The sequence below is a fragment of the Paludibacterium paludis genome (assembly GCF_018802605.1).
GTDB lineage: Bacteria > Pseudomonadota > Gammaproteobacteria > Burkholderiales > Chromobacteriaceae > Paludibacterium > Paludibacterium paludis.
This window is the reverse complement of sequence record NZ_CP069161.1, coordinates 2,702,587-2,718,941: the sequence shown is the minus strand read 5'-3', so window position 1 is coordinate 2,718,941 and position 16,355 is coordinate 2,702,587. Positions and strand designations below refer to the sequence as shown.

The window sequence follows — 16,355 nt, the reverse complement described above, 5'->3', positions numbered from 1 at the left end:
AGGAAGACCGCTAATGAGAGTAACTGTCGAAACCCTTCGCATCATGCATCGCGAAGGGCGCAAGATTTCCATGCTGACATGTTATGACGCAAGCTTTGCCCACCTCATGGACGAAGCGGGCGTCGAAGTCCTGCTGGTTGGCGACTCGCTGGGCATGGTCATGCAGAATCGTGGCTCCACCTTGCCGGTGACGATGGACGAGATGGTCTATCACACGGAGTGCGTGACGCGTGGCGCGAAGCAGGCGATGGTCATCGGAGACCTGCCGTTCGGTTCCTATCAGGAATCGCCGCAACAGGCCTTCGCCAGCGCGGCCCGGCTGATCCAGGCCGGCGCCCAGGTGGTGAAGCTCGAAGGCGGCGCGTTCATGGCCGATACCGTCCGTTTTCTGGTCGAGCGGGGCATTCCTGTCTGCGCCCATATCGGATTGACGCCCCAGTACGTCAATATTTTCGGTGGTTTCAAGGTCCAGGGTAAAACCGACGAAGCCGCTGATCGCCTTGTCGCGGACGCGGTGGCGCTGGAGGCGGCGGGCGCGAGTCTGATTGTCTACGAGTGCATCCCGGCGCCGGTTGCCGCGCGGATCAGCGCGGCCATCGATATTCCCTCGATCGGCATCGGTGCCGGCCGCGATGTCAGTGGCCAGGTTCTGGTCATGCACGACATGCTGGGCGTATACCCCGGCAAAAAGGCGCGTTTCGTGAAAAACTTCATGGAAGGGCGCGGTTCCATTCAGGAAGCCGTCAAGGCTTATGTCGACGAAGTGCGCGCGGGCACCTTCCCGGCGGACGAACACGCTTTCTGAACGGAGAACATCATGCAAGTCATTCGCACCATCAAGGAATTGCGCGCCTGGCGCGCGCAGCGTCCCTCGGTCGCCCTGGTCCCCACCATGGGCAATCTCCACGAAGGGCATCTGGCGCTGGTGGCTGAAGCCCGCCATCAGGCCGCTTCGGTCGTGGTCAGCATTTTCGTCAACCGGCTGCAGTTCGGCCAGGGCGAGGATTTCGGCGCTTACCCGCGCACGTTCGACGCCGACTGCGCGAAGCTGGAGGCGGCGGGGGTGGATGTGCTGTTCTTCCCGGACGAAGCGGAGTTGTATCCGCGGGTGCGGCAGGATTACAACGTTGAGCCTCCGCATATCCAGAACGAACTGTGCGGCGCGTTCCGTCCGGGTCACTTCCGCGGTGTGGCCACGGTCGTGAGCAAGCTGCTCAACATCGTGCAGCCGGATGTCGCCTGTTTCGGTAAAAAGGACTATCAGCAGCTGCACGTGATCCAGCGCATGGTCGAGGATCTGAATATCCCCGTCCGTATCGTGCCGGTGGACACCGGGCGCGCCGGGGACGGCCTCGCGTTGTCGTCGCGCAATGGCTACCTCGATGCCGGTGAACGGCAGGAGGCGCCGAGGCTGTACCGCAATCTCGAACGCATTCGCGATGCCTTGCAAGGCGGGGACAGCAACTATGCCGCGCTCGAGACCATGGCGTGCGAGGATCTGACCAATGCAGGGTGGGTTGTCGACTATATCGAAGTCCGCCAGGCGGATACGCTCGAAATTGCCCACGCAGGCGAACGTCGCCTCGTGGTGCTGGCGGCGGCGCGTCTTGGACGCACGCGACTCATTGATAATGTGGAAGTAACGAGATAATGAAACGTACCATGCTGAAGTCGAAGCTCCACCGCGTGTCCACCACGCATTCCGAGCTTCATTACATCGGATCCTGCGCGATCGACGAAAACCTGCTGGAAGCGGCCGATATTCGCGAATACGAAGAGGTGCAGATCTGGAACGTCACCAACGGCGAGCGTTTCGCGACCTACGCCATTCGGGCCGAGCGCGGCTCCGGCACGATTTCGGTCAACGGCTCCGCCGCGCGCCGCGCGGCCGTGGGCGACCTGCTGATCATCGCGACCTTCGCCCAGTACGAGGATGCGGAGCTGGAAGGCCATTCGCCGACCCTGGTCTTCGTCGACGAGAAAAACCGGCTCACCGACGTCAAGGGCTCGGTACCCGTCCAGAAGTCCTGATGCCCTGCCGGCCCCGTTCCTCTGCGGAATGGGGCCTTTCCCCGGTTGAGCGTTTTTTGAAAGTTGCCGCGCAAGCCCGCTCCCTATCATTTGTGTCTTTCCTTTTCTTCGGAACGACACGTCATGCCCTCTGTTTCCCATTCTCTTTCCGGCCTGCGTGCCCAGGGCGCCTCTCATGCCCGGCGCCAAGGCTGCTTTGCCCGGTTACGCGGGGTTCGCGCGACGACGGTCATGATCCGGATAGAACGGTTTTTTTGCCGGGTGACGGATGTGTTCCGGCGCTTTCTTGACCGGATAGCGGGAGTTCGAGGCACCGTGAACGGCGCAATAAGCGATCCACCCGACCTGAGCCAGGCCGTACTGCTCAACCCGACGACCGTGCATGGCATCATGAGCGGAGAAAACAGCGAGGCCCGCCCCGTCGCCGATATCTCTCCCGATAAGCCGATGGAACAGGTCTTTTCCGAGTTTACGGCGAAAGCTCGGCAAGAAGGCCGGCTGGATGGAATGCAGGACAAGCTGGCCACGATGGTGCGGCGTCATCTGGCGAGCAAGCGGGCGCAAGAGCCGAATGAGTTTGGCTACCGGCGCTTTGTGGCTCCGGAGAGGATCAAGGGTCGCTTCGGAAAGCCGCGGCTTTCGCACACGTTTTATCTCCCGGCGCAGGGTGGCAGACCGTACTGCTACGAAGGCGATCCCGCGCCGGAAGGTCGGGCCCTGGCCAAGGGAGGGTTCAAGGAAGTCATGGCGCGTTCTCCCCGTCATGTCGCGTTCCGGCCCGTCAAGTCCCAAATGCCGTTTGCCAAACCGGCCATCGATCCCGCCGAATATGCCGATCTGAAGACCATTGTGCCCAATCACGTCGTGGATCGCGATGTCATGATTGCCTCTAACGCCGGAACCATGCTGCGCGCCACAATTCGCAGAGATCCAGCCAAACAGGATGATGCCCGGTTCACGGCCTTTCGGCCTTTATTGGCCGATCTGGCCAAGCTTCACGACCGGGGCGTTTTTCATCTGGACATCAAACCGGAAAACCTCGCGGTGAGAACCGATGCCAGCGGGCGCGTCGTTTCTGTCTCGCTGATCGATACCGATGGTATGGTGAAGGCCGGTAGAGCGCTGGGTAACATCAGCTATACATCCGGCTACCTGCCATTTTTGTTGAAATTCGATGTGGCTCGAGGCGATGTCCGTGCCTGCCGTACGGCCGACGAATTTGCCATGCTGTTCTCCCTGATGGAAAGCGATGCGTGCCGTTTTCCGGGGTTGGAGCCATTTTTGAGAGAGGTACGGCTGGACGCGGCCGGGAGGTCGGTGTTTCCCGATTACTCCTGCCGGGCTTTGCGAAACTGGATGAAAACCCGTATCAAGCCCGAATACCACACGCTGGTGCGTGATCTTTTGCATTTTCCCTATCTTCACCGGGTGGGCTGCAACGAGCCGCCCGCACTGGTCGACATGATACGGTGGCCTGCCAGCACCGGTGCGGTGTGAAGGTGGCCACCGTTTCATGCTGATTTCCGAAGCCGGCGCAAGCCGGCTTTTTAGCGTTGGCCCCTTCCTTGGAATGCCCCGGCGCTGCGTGGATCGGAGTCTGGGCCGCGGGTGTCACTCGGCGTTTTCTGAAAGTTTTCATACGGTGACGGGCGTACTCTGGTCTCACACATTCAGCCAGGAGGCAAGTATGAGTTTCAGCGTATTCAAGTCATGTTGTAGCCGCCGCACGATGAGCATCACCCCTGACGCCACCGGACACAAGTCGCGCTCGGCGCTGGTCGCCAAGCTGCGGAGCGTGCGCAATACGGTTGCCCGCATGGGAAGCCAGTGCCGCGCCAGGGTAGCCAGCGCATTCACCCGTGTGAAAAACTGGCTGGCCGGCGTATCCCGGGCCAGCAGCGTTGTGCAAGCCAACAGCGAGCAGAGCCGTGGCGATGAACCGGTATGCGTTGGGCAAGAGTCACAGAAAACCTGTCGGATCTCGGAGAGGACTCTCTATGATGAAATTGATTTTTCTGATGATGAGGCAAGCCGTTCGGATGGGCTGTCCGACGCCCTTCCTCCTCCGCCGGTCGAGGTGCTGGCTGAGGTATTCTACAATAAGCGGCTGGATTTTTTTGCCGCAGAGCGCGAACGCCGTGGCAGGCTGTCAACGATTGCCGAGGAGAGTGAAGAGGTTGTGATGGGCGCTTCCTGTGAGCAACCCCAGGTTCAATGCGCCGCCAGACAGAATCGACCAGACAAGGTCAATGGAGCGGTCTCCGCGGAAGATGTGCTTGCCGAACTGAGGCAGGCGCTTGCCAAACGGCGGGTGCCCTTGGCGGAGTCGAGCGATTCCGAGTCGAACCGCTCCTGCAGCGACAGCGACAGCCACAAGAACTCCATCTGACCCGTTTGTTTCCGGTTGCCTTGTCGTTCCTTGGCCGGTCTCGCCCCCGGTCCCTTTCGCGGAGCCGGGGGTTTGCCTGTGTGTCAGGCCTCCCGGGGCCGGGTTTCGCCGAAGGCGCGGACCGCGTCGCCCAGTTCCATCATCTGCCGGTCCAGGCGGCTGACGGCGTCGGCGATGGTGCTGGTTTCCGCCGACAGCGTGCGCGATGCCTCTCCGACCGCGGTGATGTCCCCGGCGAATTGCGCGAAGCCCTTGTTCTGCTCTTCCTCGGCCACAGAGACTTGCCCCAGCACGGAGGTGAGCGACTGGCTGTCGCTGATGATGCCGGCCAGGCGGGTCTGCGCGTCGGTGGCGTTGTCCCGTCCGGATTTGAGCTGACTGTTGCCGTCGCGCATCGCATCGATCGCCTGATTGGTTCCGTCGACGATGAGCCGGATCTTGTGCTCGATATCCTGCGTCGCATGCTGGGTCCGTTCGGCGAGTTTCCTGACCTCGTCGGCGACGACCGCGAAACCGCGCCCCATTTCTCCGGCCCGGGCCGCTTCGATGGCGGCGTTCAGCGCAAGCAGGTTGGTTTGATCGGCGATGTCCCGGATCAACTGGACAATGCCGCTGACTTCCGAGCTGCGCTGCCCCAGATCCTCGAGTTTTCCCGCGGCCTGGCTGATCACCTCGCTTGCCTGATGCAACTGGCGCACAGCCTGATCCATCGCTGTTCCGCCCTCGTTGGCGGCAATGCCGGCTTTTTGCGCCATGCTGTTTGCCTGCAGCGATTGCTCGGCGTTCTGGCTCGTGACAACGGCCATCTGCTGGGCAATGGTCACCATGTCGTCGGCGCGTTCGCGCTGGCCTGCCATGGTTTGGGCCATCTGCTGGGTGGCGCCGGCAATGTCGCGGCTCGCGGCCGAAGCGGCGCCGATGGAGCGGGTGACCTGTTCGAGCATGGCCTGCATCGCCCGCGAGGCTTCTTCCGCTTCGCGCCTGGCGCTTTCGAGTTTTTCGAAGCTGCGGGTTTTGGCGCGGTCGAAGGACAGGGCCAGCACCAGGACCACCAGCGTCAGGCCGCCCACCGACTTGGCCTGCAATTTGGGAATTTCGGCGTGGGCGATCGGCACGGCAGGCAGCGCCCCGCCCTGACCGGCCAACAGGAAAAAGGTGCCGATCGCGGCGAAGGTCAGTGTGGTCCAGACCACGCCGGAAGCTCGGCCCGACACGAAAATGGACGTGAACGGAATCGAGGCGAACCAGACGATGCTGGTTGACATGATTCCCCCGTTGACATAAACCATCCAGCACACCATGGCATACATGCAAAGGATGATGAACTCCGCCGCGACGCGCACCGCCCCTGTCAGCTTCAGCAACACCGGCCCGCACAGCAGACCGAAGCCGCCAAGCAAAATGCCGTAACCCATGGCCGGATGACCGAGCTTGAAGTATTCGATGGCGAAGATCGGGGCGATGATGCCCGCCAGCAAACCCACGCCGATGACGGTGCGGGCCTTGATCGCCGACTCCGGCGACTGGCGAACGTTGTCGGGGATAAACCATTCTGCGATGGTATGGACAGCCATGATTCGATAGTCCCTTCCTCTTCAATGCGCGGCTTGCGCGCGGATGCCTTTTTTATGGTTTAACGTGGCGATGCTTCACGGGAGGTCCGCGATGGTGGGGAAAATGTAAAACAAATGTTTGAATGTGGCAACGCCCGCGCATGATGCGCGGGCGAGGGGGTTACTGCGCGGGTTTGAGGCGCTCTTCCGCCTGGATGGCGGTCAGGGCGATGGTGTAGACGATATCGTCGACCAGCGCGCCGCGCGACAGGTCGTTGACCGGTTTGCGCAAGCCCTGCAGCATCGGTCCCACGCTGACCACGTTGGCCGAGCGTTGCACGGCCTTGTAGGTGGTGTTGCCGGTGTTGAGGTCGGGGAACACGAACACCGTGGCGCGACCGGCAACCGGGCTGTCGGGCGCTTTCTGGCGTCCCACGCTGACCACCGATGCGGCGTCGTATTGCATCGGACCGTCGATGACCAGATCCGGGCGCTTTTCCCGGGCGATGCGGGTCGCTTCGCGCACCTTTTCCACATCCGATCCGCTGCCGGAGGAGCCGGTGGAATAGGAAATCATCGCCACTCGCGGCGGAATGCCGAACGCCGCCGCAGAATCGGCCGACTGGATGGCGATGTCGGCAAGCTCCTCCGCGGTCGGATCGGGATTCACGGCGCAGTCGCCGTAGACCAGCACCTGCTCCGGCATGAGCATGAAGAACACACTGGACACGAGCCGCGAGCCCGGGGCTGTCTTGATCAGTTGCAGGGCGGGACGGATGGTGTTGGCGGTGGTGTGCACGGCCCCGGAAACCAGTCCGTCGACTTCGTCCAGCGCCAGCATCATCGTGCCCAGTACCACGGTGTCTTCCAGCTGCTGTTCCGCCACGGGGGGCGTCAGACCCTTGCTCTTGCGCAGTTCCACCATCGGGGCGACGTAGCGCCCGCGGATGACGTTGGGATCGAGGATTTCCAGATCATCGGGCAACTGAATGTCCTGCGACTCGGCGATGCGCCGCACTTCCCCGATATCGCCCAGCAATACGCAGCGCGCGATGCCTTTTTCGTGGCAGATGGCGGCGGCGCGGATGGTGCGCGGCTCACAGCCTTCAGGCAGTACGATGCGGCGATTGGCGCGGCGGGCCTTTTCCATCAACTGGTAACGGAAGGCCGGCGGCGGCAGGCGGATTTCCTTGGGCTGGCCGACGAATCGCTTGAGCGGCGCCGTGTCGAGGCGTTCGGCGATATAGTCGATCACCTTTTCCATCCGCTCAAAGTCGTCGACCGGCACCTGGCGGCTCATGTTGGTCAGGATGCTCGCCGTCTCGAAGGTATTGTGATCGCTGGCCAGCACCGGCAAACCGCTGGTGAACGCCGGCTGGCACAGTTGCAGGATGCGCGGGTCGAGTTCGGAAGCGCAGGTGAGCAGCAGCCCCGCCAGCGGCACGCCATTCATGGTGGCGATCGCGGTGGCCAGCACGATGTCCTCCCGGTCTCCCGCGGTGATGATCAGCGCGCCCGGTTTGAGCAGATGGACGATGTTGGGAGCCGAACGGGCGGTGACCACGATGCTGCGCACGCGACGGCGCGCCAGTTGACCAGGATGCATCACCCGCGCCTTGAGATAGTCGGCCACGTCCAGCGTGCGCGGAGCCAGCAGATCGGCCTCATGCTGAATCGCGCCGATCAGCGGCAGCCGGCCGCCCTGGGTCAGGCGACCCGCCGCGGCGATGTCCTCGGCCAGGCCGCCGATATCGGTGCCGGGCGGCAGATGATTGAGAATGTAGCCGGCCATATTCCCGGTGGTGCCGCCGAACGCCTGGATCGCCATGTCCAGCTGGTCGGCGATGTCTTGAGGCCCGTCGGTGTTCGCGCCGGCGATCAGCAGGACCTGGGCTTGCAGGTTGCGCGCGATCTTGGTGTTCAGGAAGGTGGAAAACACCTGCTTCTGATCGGGAACCAGCCCCTCGACCACGACAACGTCGACATCGTTGGCGGCTTCCTGATAGAGGGAAACGATTTCCTCCATCAGCAGATCGACGTGCCCCCGGCTCAACCGGTTCTCGACATGGTCAAGACCCAGCGGATCGGGTGAGCGGGTGTGGCAGATGGCCCGGGCGAAATGGGTCGAGTGTTCCTCTTCGACATTGCGGCCGTCCTGGGCGATCGGCTTGACGAACCCCACCTTCAGCCCCGCCTGGGCGAGCGCCCGCACAAGCCCCAGGGAGATGGAGGTCAGCCCCGAGTCGAAGCCTGCCGGGGCCAGAAAAAACGTATGCATGTCCGGATTCCTTGTGGATCATCAGGCGGCAAGGCCGGCGAGTCGGGCGGTGTCCCTGGCGATCATGTCCTCTTCATTGGTGTTGATGACGAGCGCGGGCACGCTGCGCTGTGTCGTGATGCGTCCCGCCTTGCCGCGAATGGTACGCTCATTGGCAGGACTGTCCAGTTCGAAGCCCAGAAAACCGAGCAGTCCGATGACCTGGGCGCGGATGGCCGCGGAGTTCTCGCCGATGCCTCCGGTGAACACCAGGGCGTCGATGCGCCCCATCGGCACCACCAGGGCGGCGATGTATTTGGCCAGGCGATAACAGAAAATGTCCAGCGCGAGGCGTGCGGCTTCGTGGCCGTTCGCGGCGGCGATTTCCAGCTCCCGGCAGTCGTTGGACAGCCCGGACAGGCCAAGCAATCCGGATTGCCGGTTCAGAAGGTCGGTCACGCCCTGTGTGTCAAGGTCCAGGGCGGACGCCAGGTAATTGAACAGACCCGGATCGATATCGCCAGAACGGGATCCCATGACCAGGCCTTCGAGCGGCGTCAACCCCATCGAGGTGTCGACACTGCGTCCTCCAAGCACGGCGGCGGCCGATGCGCCGTTGCCCAGGTGCGCGCAGACCATCGCCGTTTCTTCCAGCGGCTTGCCGAGCATGTCGACCGCGGCGGTGGACACGAAGCGGTAGCTGGTTCCGTGAAAGCCGTAGCGGCGCACGGCGTGATCGTGATAGAGGCTCGCCGGCAGGGCATAGCGATAGGCCCGCTCCGGCAGGGTCTGGTGGAAGGCCGTGTCGAAAACCGCGACTTGCGGCAGCGCCGGAAAACTCTCCATCGCGCTGCGGATGCCGAGCAGATGCCCGGGGTTGTGCAGAGGGGCGAGCCGGCTGCATTCGCCGATGCCGAGGATGACGTCCTCGTCGATCAGGATGGATTCCTTGAACCGCTCGCCTCCGTGCACGATCCGGTGGCCGACGGCGGCGACCGCGTCCGCCAGCCCCAGTTCGTCGAGCTTGTCGATGATCGCCTTCATGGCTCCGCTGTGCGTGCCGTCCTGAAGCGGATGTCCGTTTTTTTCCCCGTCGTGACGGAAGGTGATGGAGGCATCGGCAAGACCGAGTTTCTCCGCGAGGCCCGACAGCGGGGTGCTGCCGTCGCGAGGATCGGTCAGGGCGAATTTCAGCGACGATGAGCCGCAATTGATGACGAGAATCGATGGGTTCATGGTATGCCGGTTTGGAAAAGTGCCAAAAAATGGAGACTGAAATAAACAAGACGGCAAATCGTCGCACGCGGCAAACTTGCCGCGCTGCACCAGGCGATCGGGCCGCCACCTTCTGCCTTGCGGCAGAGCGGATCCGATCGCACGATTATCAGCCAGATGCCCCTGTCCTTCAAGCCTTGCGGTGCGCGGGACGTTCGTCCGGACCGACGTACGGGATTTTTGTTAGCATATTCGGGTTATGTTTTTGTAGTGCATATGCGTTAAAAAACGGCAAGTTACTGAAATTGAAGGGCTTGTTTTGCCTGGCTCGGGTGGCGAGCCGTTATGCACTCCCTTTTCGTGATTGGTTTTGTCTCACTTAACCGAATCCGCAAAAAAATGCTTGCCCGGGGGGGTAAATGGGGTGAAAATCCCCGCCTCGGATCCGTATGGGGTCCGGCTATGCTGTATGAATCTGGTTCTTCCGTAAACTCGTCATTAGCGAGATTCGGCTGGTCTTATATCTTCTCCACGGAGGTGTGGGAATAATGTCTGATCTGGCTTCTTTGCAGATGCTGCGGGCATCTGCGGCCCAGTTACCCATCTACACTTATTTCGATCCGGCGTTTTATGAGCAAGAGCAGTCGCTCTTGTTCGCCGACGCGCCGCGCTACTACGGCCACGAGCTGATGGTGCCCAACGAGGGCGATTACCATACGCTCGAATGGATGGGGCATGGCAAGATGCTCAAACGCGTGGGAGGCGAGGTCAAGCTGCTTTCCAACGTGTGCCGGCATCGTCAGGCAGTCATTCACAAGGGGCGGGGCAACGGCAATCATATTGTTTGCAACCTGCACGGCTGGACGTATGACAACGAAGGCAGCCTGATCGGCGCGCCGCATTTTCCGCAGACGCCTTGTCTCGCGCTCGGGCAAACCGAATTGACGCGCTGGAACGGCCTGCTGTTCGACGCCGGCCGAGACATCGCGGCGGACCTGGCCAATCTTGGCGTGGCCGCCTGCATGTCTTTCGATGATTTCGGTTTCCACAGTTCGCATATCACGGAATACGATTTCAACTGGAAAACCTTCATCGAAGTCTATTCCGAAGACTACCATGTCGACCCGTTTCATCCCGGCCTCGGCAATTTTGTCGATTGCGGACAGCTCCGGTGGGAGTGGGGCGACCAGTACCATGTGCAGACCGTCGGCGTGAAAAACGGTCTGGCAAGGCCCGGTTCGCGCATTTACGGCGATTGGCACAAGGAGGTGCTGCGCCGCTACGAGGAGCGCCAGCCCGAGTTCGGTGCGATCTGGCTGACTTATTACCCCAACGTGATGGTCGAATGGTATCCGCACTCGCTGGTCGTTAGCGTCGCCATTCCCCGCGGCCCGGAAAAGACCACGGTGATCACCGAGTTCTACTACCCGGAGGACGTGCTGTATTTCGAGCCGGAGTTCATCGAGGCCGAGCAGGCCGCCTATTTCGAAACGGCCAAGGAGGACGACGAAATCTGCTACCGCATGCACGAGGGGCGGCGCGCCCTGTGGCTGGCGGGGCGAAGCGAAGTCGGGCCCTATCAGTCGCCCACCGAGGACGGCATGCAGCATTTTCACGAGTTCTACCGGCGCAAGCTGGGTGGACATATCGCTGGCTAATCGTCACGCGACAAGGCAAAATGCAAAGGCGCAGTCATACTGCGCCTTTTTATTTGTTTGTTCTACCCAGAGGCAGCAAGTGTCGCGTTTTTCCGGTTGTGTGCGCTGTGCCATCGGCCTGGCCTGGATCCTGGCATCCGCCGGTGCGTTGGCCGGCAGCTATCAGGACAATAAAGATCCTGTCCGTTTTTCCGTGCCGGCCGGGTGGCGCGTGAGGGCGGAGAGCGTCGATGGCGTCCGCCAGTTACGAGTGATTCCCCCCAAGGCCGATATGCGCGAGCGCGCCGCGATCGACGTTTCCGTCCGCGTGCGGCGTCTTGGCCGCCGGCAAAGCCTGGAATCCATTGCGCGGGATTACCGCAAACCGTTCAATGACCGGGAGGCGGCGTCGGTTCGTTTCGATCCCGCTGCCGGGCGTCTGCTGCTGGATTATCGCGAAGGCCGTTTCGTTTCGGGGCGTTTGTGGATTGTCCGGCGGAATCTCCATGTGTTTTTACGGCTGGACAAAAAACGGGTCATCGAAGCCAAATGCGCGGCCAATGCGTCCGAGTACAAGGCCTGGCGCCGGCAGCTTGAAACCGTGTGTCTGTCCGTGGCCGCCGTGCGCAAGGCAGGGGCGCGATGAGCGGCTCGTCGCCATCGTGGATGTCGGGGGCGCGTAGCGGGCAGTCCGGTTCCGCATGGATGGTGCTGGCCGCCCTGGCGTTCGCGTTGCTGAGCGTGTTCGTCAAGCTTGGCAGCCGCCATTTCGACCCGGTGGAGCTGCTGTTCTATCGCACGCTGATCGGCGCGCTTGGCCTTGCGCTGATCATGGCGTGGCGGCGTGAAACGCCGGCGACGCCGAACTGGAGCGGTCATCTGCGCCGCACGCTGTTGGGATACCTGTCCATGGCGTGCCTGTTCTTCGCGGTCTCGCGGCTGCCGCTGGCGACAGCGGTCACACTCAACTACACCTCGTCCCTGTTTTTTGCGCTCACCTGCATGATCGTGTTCAGGGAGATACCGTCGCGCAATGTTCTGGTCTCTCTTGTCGTCGGGTTCGCCGGGATCGTCTGGTTGCTGAGACCGACATTCAGTGCCCAGTTGTGGCAAGCCGGCCTTGCCGGGCTGATGTCGGGAGCGCTGGCCGGCGTGGCGGTGTTCCAGGTGCGCGAGCTGGGGCGCATGGGGGAGAGCGCCGAGCGCATCGTTATCTGGTTTTTTTCCCTGTCCACGGCGATCGGCGCCGTGCTGGTGCTGGCGACCGGCGGTTTTCATCCTGTGGCGATGAGTGATCTTCCGGTGCTGTTCGGTATCGGCGCATCCGGACTGATCGGTCAGTTGGCGATGACTCAGGCGTACAAGGTCGGGCGCAAGTACCGCGTGGCGAGCCTGGCCTACCTGTGTGTGGCATTCTCCGCCGTGCTAGGCGCATGGATATGGGGTGATGCTCTGACCCTGTCGGGATTGTTCGCCATTGGCCTGATCGTCGCGGCGGGACTGCTGTCCGGGAGGCGCTCGTGAGGACGGGGAACGCCCATGCGCTGTCTTTGGGAGCCGGCTGGATGGTCGTCGCCTCGGCGATGTTCGCACTGATGGGCGTGTGCGTGAAGTCCGGCGCCGCGACATTTTCTCCGGTCGCGCTGGTGTTCTGGCGCACGTCGCTGGGCGTCGTGTCGGTCGGCGCCGCCGCCTTGTGGCGGCGCGATGCCTTCGCCACTCCCTGGATGCGCTACCACATGCAGCGTGGCCTGATCGGCTTCGTCTCGCTGCTGTTGTCTTTCTATGCCATGGCGCATCTGCCGTTGTCGACGGCCGTGACGCTCACCTATACCTCGCCGATCTTTCTGGCGGCATTGTCGGTGGTGCTGCTGGGGGAGACGCTGTCCCGACGTGGTGTGACGGGTATCCTTCTCGGCTTTGCCGGCGTCCTGCTGCTGTTGCGGCCGACCTTCGCGGCCGATGCCTGGCCGGCATCGCTGGCGGGATTGCTGTCCGGGGCGCTGGCCGGCTGGTCCTATCTGCATGTCAGGGAACTTGGCCGTCGGGGCGAAGCCGAATGGCGGGTGGTATTCTATTTCGCCCTGCTGTCGAGTGTCGGTTCGGCCGTCATCATGGCGTGTGGTTTCGCTCCCTGGCGAACGCCCGACCTGGCCTCCCTGCCAGTGCTTGCCGGTGTCGGAGCGACCGCGACGCTCGGACAACTGGCGATGACACGGGCCTATAAAGTCGGCAACAAGCTTCTGGCTGCCAATCTGGCGTATCTGACCGTGGTGTTCGCCGCCTTGCTGGGCTGGGGGTTGTGGGATGATGCGCTGGATGCCGGTAAAGTGATGTCGATGACGTTGATTGTAATCAGCGGAATATTTGCCAGCCGCCGCTAAACTGAAAACAGACGGTCGGCTTTTTTACTTCGAGGAGCCTCAGCATGATTTCGATTCGCGAACAGGACTATGGCCTGGATGTTGCATTGTTCAACGAGTTTACCCTCGCCGACTTCAAGCTGTTCGAGGAGGCGCTGCTCAAGCGGCTCGCCGAACACGGCAAGCCGGACGTGCTGCTGGATCTTGGCGAGCTGAAGGACTTCACGCTGGATATGGCGCTTGAGGAACTGCGTTTCGTGCGTGATCACAGTGACGCGTTCGGCCGCGTCGCCATTGTGGTCGACGATGTCTGGATTCGTCTTGCCGTGCATATCGCCGGCTTGATGTCACGCTCCCGTCCCGAGTATTTCGATACCGTCGAGGAGGCCCAGGCCTGGTTGAACGGCGTGGCCGCCGTGTAAGCGAGGGCTTGTTTGGCGGTAGGCAAAGCCGATACAGTAGCGGGTTTCAGTGACCCGATACGGAATGCCCGTGATGTTGCCAAGCATTGCCAGCCGCCTTGCGGCTGAACTGAATGTACGTGAATCCCAGGTGCGCGCCACCATCGAGCTGTTCGATGGCGGCGCCACCGTCCCTTTCGTCGCCCGTTACCGCAAGGAAGTGACCGGCGGGCTTGACGACACCCAGCTGCGCCAGATGGACGAGCGCTTGCGTTATCTGAGGGAGCTCGACGAACGCCGCGACGCCATTCTGCGTTCCATAGCCGAGCAGGGCAAATTGACCCCCGATCTCGAGTCCGCGCTGTTTGCCGCCGACAACAAGACCTCGCTCGAAGACCTCTACCTGCCCTTCAAGCCCAAGCGTCGCACCAAGGCGCAAATCGCCCGCGAAGCGGGGCTCGAGCCATTGGCCGATTGGCTGATGGCCGATCCGTCGCGCGATCCTGAGGTCGAGGCGGCGGCGTTCGTGAATGCCGAGGCCGGAGTGCCCGATGGCAAGGCGGCGCTGGACGGCGCGCGGGCCATTCTGATCGAACGCTTCGCCGAAGACGCCGAGCTGATTGGGCGGTTGCGCGATGCGCTGTGGAAGGAAGGGGAGGTCGTCGCATCCCTGGTGGAAGGCAAGGCCGAGACGGGCGCCAAGTTCTCCGATTATTTTACGCATCGGGAAGCGGTCGCGCAGTTGCCGTCGCACCGTGCTCTCGCCCTGCTGCGCGGGCGCAACGAGGGTGTGTTGAGTCTGTCGGTGAAATATCAGCCGGACGAGACGCCGGTCACTGAGCGCAGCGAGTTCGAAAAACGCATCGCGGCGCGCTTCGGTATCGCCGATCAGGGCCGGGCCGCTGACAAGTGGCTGCTCGATACCGTGCGTCTTTGCTGGCGCGCGAAAATTTTCCTGTCGCTGGAGCTCGAGTTGTTCTCCCGCCTGAAGGAGATGGCCGATGCGGAGGCGATCAAGGTGTTCGCCGCCAATCTCAACGATCTGCTCCTTGCCGCGCCGGCCGGTCGGCGGGCGACGCTGGGGCTCGATCCGGGCTTGCGCACCGGGGTCAAGGTGGCCGTGGTCGACACGACCGGCAAGCTGGTCGATACCGCGACCATTTATCCTCATGCCCCGCGCAACGACTGGGACCGTTCGATCTCCGTACTGGCGGCGCTGTGCGCGCGTCACAAGGTGGACTTGGTGTCCATCGGCAACGGAACGGCCAGTCGCGAAACCGACAAGCTGGCCCAGGAACTGATGAAGCGGCATCCGGAGCTTGGTTTGACCAAGGCGGTGGTCTCGGAGGCAGGCGCCTCCGTGTATTCCGCGTCCGAGCTCGCGGCGCGCGAATTCCCCGATCTGGACGTGAGTCTGCGCGGCGCGGTGTCCATCGCCCGGCGTCTGCAGGATCCGTTGGCCGAGCTGGTGAAGATCGATCCGAAGTCGATCGGGGTGGGGCAGTATCAGCATGACGTGAATCAGTCGCACTTGTCGCGCGCGCTGGATGCGGTGGTGGAGGATTGCGTGAATGCGGTGGGAGTGGATGTGAATACCGCCTCGGCGGCGTTGCTGTCGCGCATTTCCGGCCTGAACGGCACGCTGGCGGCCAATATCGTCGCCTGGCGCGACGAGAACGGCGCCTTCCCTGACCGGCGCGCGCTGCTCAAGGTGCCGCGACTGGGGGAAAAGACGTTCGAGCAGGCGGCGGGCTTTTTGCGTGTGATGGACGGCGCTAATCCGCTGGATGCCTCCGCGGTGCATCCGGAAGCTTATCCGGTTGTCGAGTCCATCGTGTCCCGGAGCGGGCGCCCGGTGAAAACCCTGATCGGCGACTCGGCCTTCATCAAGACGCTGAAGGCTGCCGATTATACGGACGAGCGATTCGGCGTGCCGACCGTGATGGATATTTTCCGGGAGCTGGACAAGCCGGGGCGCGATCCGCGTCCGGAGTTCAAGACCGCGGTCTTTCAGGAGGGCGTGGAGGACATCAAGGATCTCACGCCGGGCATGGTGCTCGAAGGTGTGGTGACCAATGTCACCAACTTCGGCGCGTTTGTGGACATCGGTGTGCACCAGGACGGACTGGTCCATATCTCGGCGCTGTCGGCCAAGTTCGTGGATGATCCGCGCAAGGTGGTCAAGGCGGGCGACATCGTCAAGGTGAAAGTGCTCGAAGTGGATGTGCCGCGCAGGCGTATCGCGCTGACCATGCGGCTTGACGATGCGCCCGGCGCCTCTTCTCGTGGCGCGAAGGGTCCAGCTCGCGATGGCGATCGCCAGGCCGGCCGCCGCCAGGCCGGTTCTTCCTCTGCGGAGACGGCGATGGCCGCGGCGTTCGCCAAGCTCAGACGCTAAGGCGCGGCGGATCCGGCGCGAATTCGGAATGCCGGTCCGGAACCCGGTCGCGGGAACGCGGCCGGGTTTTTTTGAGAAAGGAGTTGACGGGTGTGGGTTTGGGGGGTATAG

Annotated in this window: 14 protein-coding genes; 11 read left to right on the top strand and 3 right to left on the bottom strand. The window is 62.5% G+C overall.

What is annotated here, in order from left to right; all coding sequences use genetic code 11:
* Positions 1 to 13: 13 nt before the first annotated feature.
* The 5 genes from panB (at position 14) to JNO50_RS12350 (ending at position 4,420) form a co-directional block, all read left to right on the top strand.
* The gene (gene panB / locus JNO50_RS12370; protein WP_189536282.1) at positions 14 to 805 is read left to right on the top strand and encodes a 3-methyl-2-oxobutanoate hydroxymethyltransferase; all 792 of its coding nucleotides are present in this window, start codon (positions 14 to 16) and stop codon (positions 803 to 805) included.
* A gap of 12 nt (positions 806 to 817) precedes the next feature.
* Positions 818 to 1,651: a pantoate--beta-alanine ligase gene (gene panC / locus JNO50_RS12365; protein ID WP_189536280.1), complete on the top strand. Its 834-nt coding sequence runs from the start codon at positions 818 to 820 to the stop codon at positions 1,649 to 1,651.
* Complete coding sequence (gene panD, locus JNO50_RS12360) at positions 1,651 to 2,031, top strand: aspartate 1-decarboxylase (RefSeq protein WP_189536278.1); 381 nt, start codon at positions 1,651 to 1,653, stop codon at positions 2,029 to 2,031. Before panC ends, panD begins: the two co-directional genes overlap by 1 nt.
* A 390-nt stretch (positions 2,032 to 2,421) precedes the next feature.
* Complete coding sequence (locus JNO50_RS12355; RefSeq protein ID WP_189536276.1) at positions 2,422 to 3,528, top strand: protein kinase family protein; 1,107 nt, start codon at positions 2,422 to 2,424, stop codon at positions 3,526 to 3,528.
* A gap of 190 nt (positions 3,529 to 3,718) precedes the next feature.
* Positions 3,719 to 4,420 (top strand): hypothetical protein, encoded by a 702-nt coding sequence (locus JNO50_RS12350; RefSeq protein WP_189536274.1) that lies wholly within the window; start codon positions 3,719 to 3,721, stop codon positions 4,418 to 4,420.
* Positions 4,421 to 4,503: 83 nt separating this feature from the next.
* Here the strand turns inward: JNO50_RS12350 and JNO50_RS12345 are convergent, their stop codons facing one another.
* The 3 genes from JNO50_RS12345 to JNO50_RS12335 all read right to left on the bottom strand — a co-directional run bounded on the left by JNO50_RS12345 (position 4,504) and on the right by JNO50_RS12335 (position 9,466).
* The gene (locus JNO50_RS12345; RefSeq protein WP_189536272.1) at positions 4,504 to 5,994 is read right to left on the bottom strand and encodes a methyl-accepting chemotaxis protein; all 1,491 of its coding nucleotides are present in this window, start codon (positions 5,992 to 5,994) and stop codon (positions 4,504 to 4,506) included.
* A gap of 160 nt (positions 5,995 to 6,154) precedes the next feature.
* Complete coding sequence (gene pta, locus JNO50_RS12340; protein ID WP_189536271.1) at positions 6,155 to 8,251, bottom strand: phosphate acetyltransferase; 2,097 nt, start codon at positions 8,249 to 8,251, stop codon at positions 6,155 to 6,157.
* A gap of 21 nt (positions 8,252 to 8,272) precedes the next feature.
* A complete protein-coding gene (locus tag JNO50_RS12335; protein WP_189536269.1) occupies positions 8,273 to 9,466 on the bottom strand; it encodes an acetate kinase in 1,194 nt (397 codons plus the stop codon).
* Between the two features lie 527 nt (positions 9,467 to 9,993).
* Here JNO50_RS12335 and JNO50_RS12330 point away from each other — a divergent pair.
* From JNO50_RS12330 to JNO50_RS12305, 6 genes are all read left to right on the top strand, one after another.
* Positions 9,994 to 11,103, top strand: a complete 1,110-nt coding sequence (locus JNO50_RS12330; protein ID WP_189536266.1) for an aromatic ring-hydroxylating oxygenase subunit alpha — start codon at positions 9,994 to 9,996, stop codon at positions 11,101 to 11,103.
* Positions 11,104 to 11,182: 79 nt separating this feature from the next.
* Positions 11,183 to 11,728, top strand: coding sequence for a hypothetical protein (locus tag JNO50_RS12325; RefSeq protein WP_229804891.1), 546 nt, complete (start codon positions 11,183 to 11,185; stop codon positions 11,726 to 11,728).
* Positions 11,725 to 12,606 carry a DMT family transporter gene (locus tag JNO50_RS12320; protein ID WP_229804889.1) on the top strand — a complete coding sequence of 294 codons (882 nt, stop codon included), beginning with the start codon at positions 11,725 to 11,727 and terminating at the stop codon, positions 12,604 to 12,606. Before JNO50_RS12325 ends, JNO50_RS12320 begins: the two co-directional genes overlap by 4 nt.
* A complete protein-coding gene (locus tag JNO50_RS12315) occupies positions 12,603 to 13,466 on the top strand; it encodes a DMT family transporter (RefSeq protein ID WP_229804888.1) in 864 nt (287 codons plus the stop codon). Before JNO50_RS12320 ends, JNO50_RS12315 begins: the two co-directional genes overlap by 4 nt.
* Positions 13,467 to 13,510: 44 nt before the next feature.
* Positions 13,511 to 13,867, top strand: a complete 357-nt coding sequence (locus JNO50_RS12310; protein ID WP_189536264.1) for a SpoIIAA family protein — start codon at positions 13,511 to 13,513, stop codon at positions 13,865 to 13,867.
* Between the two features lie 73 nt (positions 13,868 to 13,940).
* Positions 13,941 to 16,244 carry a Tex family protein gene (locus JNO50_RS12305; protein ID WP_189536262.1) on the top strand — a complete coding sequence of 768 codons (2,304 nt, stop codon included), beginning with the start codon at positions 13,941 to 13,943 and terminating at the stop codon, positions 16,242 to 16,244.
* Positions 16,245 to 16,355 lie beyond the last annotated feature (111 nt).

Coding starts and splice junctions, on each gene's coding strand:
- pta (WP_189536271.1), bottom strand. CDS start 8,251: ATGCATACGTTTTTTCTGGCCCCGGCAGGCTTCGACTCGGGGCTGACC.
- JNO50_RS12310 (WP_189536264.1), top strand. CDS start 13,511: ATGATTTCGATTCGCGAACAGGACTATGGCCTGGATGTTGCATTGTTC.
- JNO50_RS12350 (WP_189536274.1), top strand. CDS start 3,719: ATGAGTTTCAGCGTATTCAAGTCATGTTGTAGCCGCCGCACGATGAGC.
- JNO50_RS12320 (WP_229804889.1), top strand. CDS start 11,725: ATGAGCGGCTCGTCGCCATCGTGGATGTCGGGGGCGCGTAGCGGGCAG.
- JNO50_RS12345 (WP_189536272.1), bottom strand. CDS start 5,994: ATGGCTGTCCATACCATCGCAGAATGGTTTATCCCCGACAACGTTCGC.
- JNO50_RS12305 (WP_189536262.1), top strand. CDS start 13,941: ATGTTGCCAAGCATTGCCAGCCGCCTTGCGGCTGAACTGAATGTACGT.
- JNO50_RS12330 (WP_189536266.1), top strand. CDS start 9,994: ATGTCTGATCTGGCTTCTTTGCAGATGCTGCGGGCATCTGCGGCCCAG.
- panB (WP_189536282.1), top strand. CDS start 14: ATGAGAGTAACTGTCGAAACCCTTCGCATCATGCATCGCGAAGGGCGC.
- panC (WP_189536280.1), top strand. CDS start 818: ATGCAAGTCATTCGCACCATCAAGGAATTGCGCGCCTGGCGCGCGCAG.
- JNO50_RS12335 (WP_189536269.1), bottom strand. CDS start 9,466: ATGAACCCATCGATTCTCGTCATCAATTGCGGCTCATCGTCGCTGAAA.
- panD (WP_189536278.1), top strand. CDS start 1,651: ATGAAACGTACCATGCTGAAGTCGAAGCTCCACCGCGTGTCCACCACG.
- JNO50_RS12355 (WP_189536276.1), top strand. CDS start 2,422: ATGAGCGGAGAAAACAGCGAGGCCCGCCCCGTCGCCGATATCTCTCCC.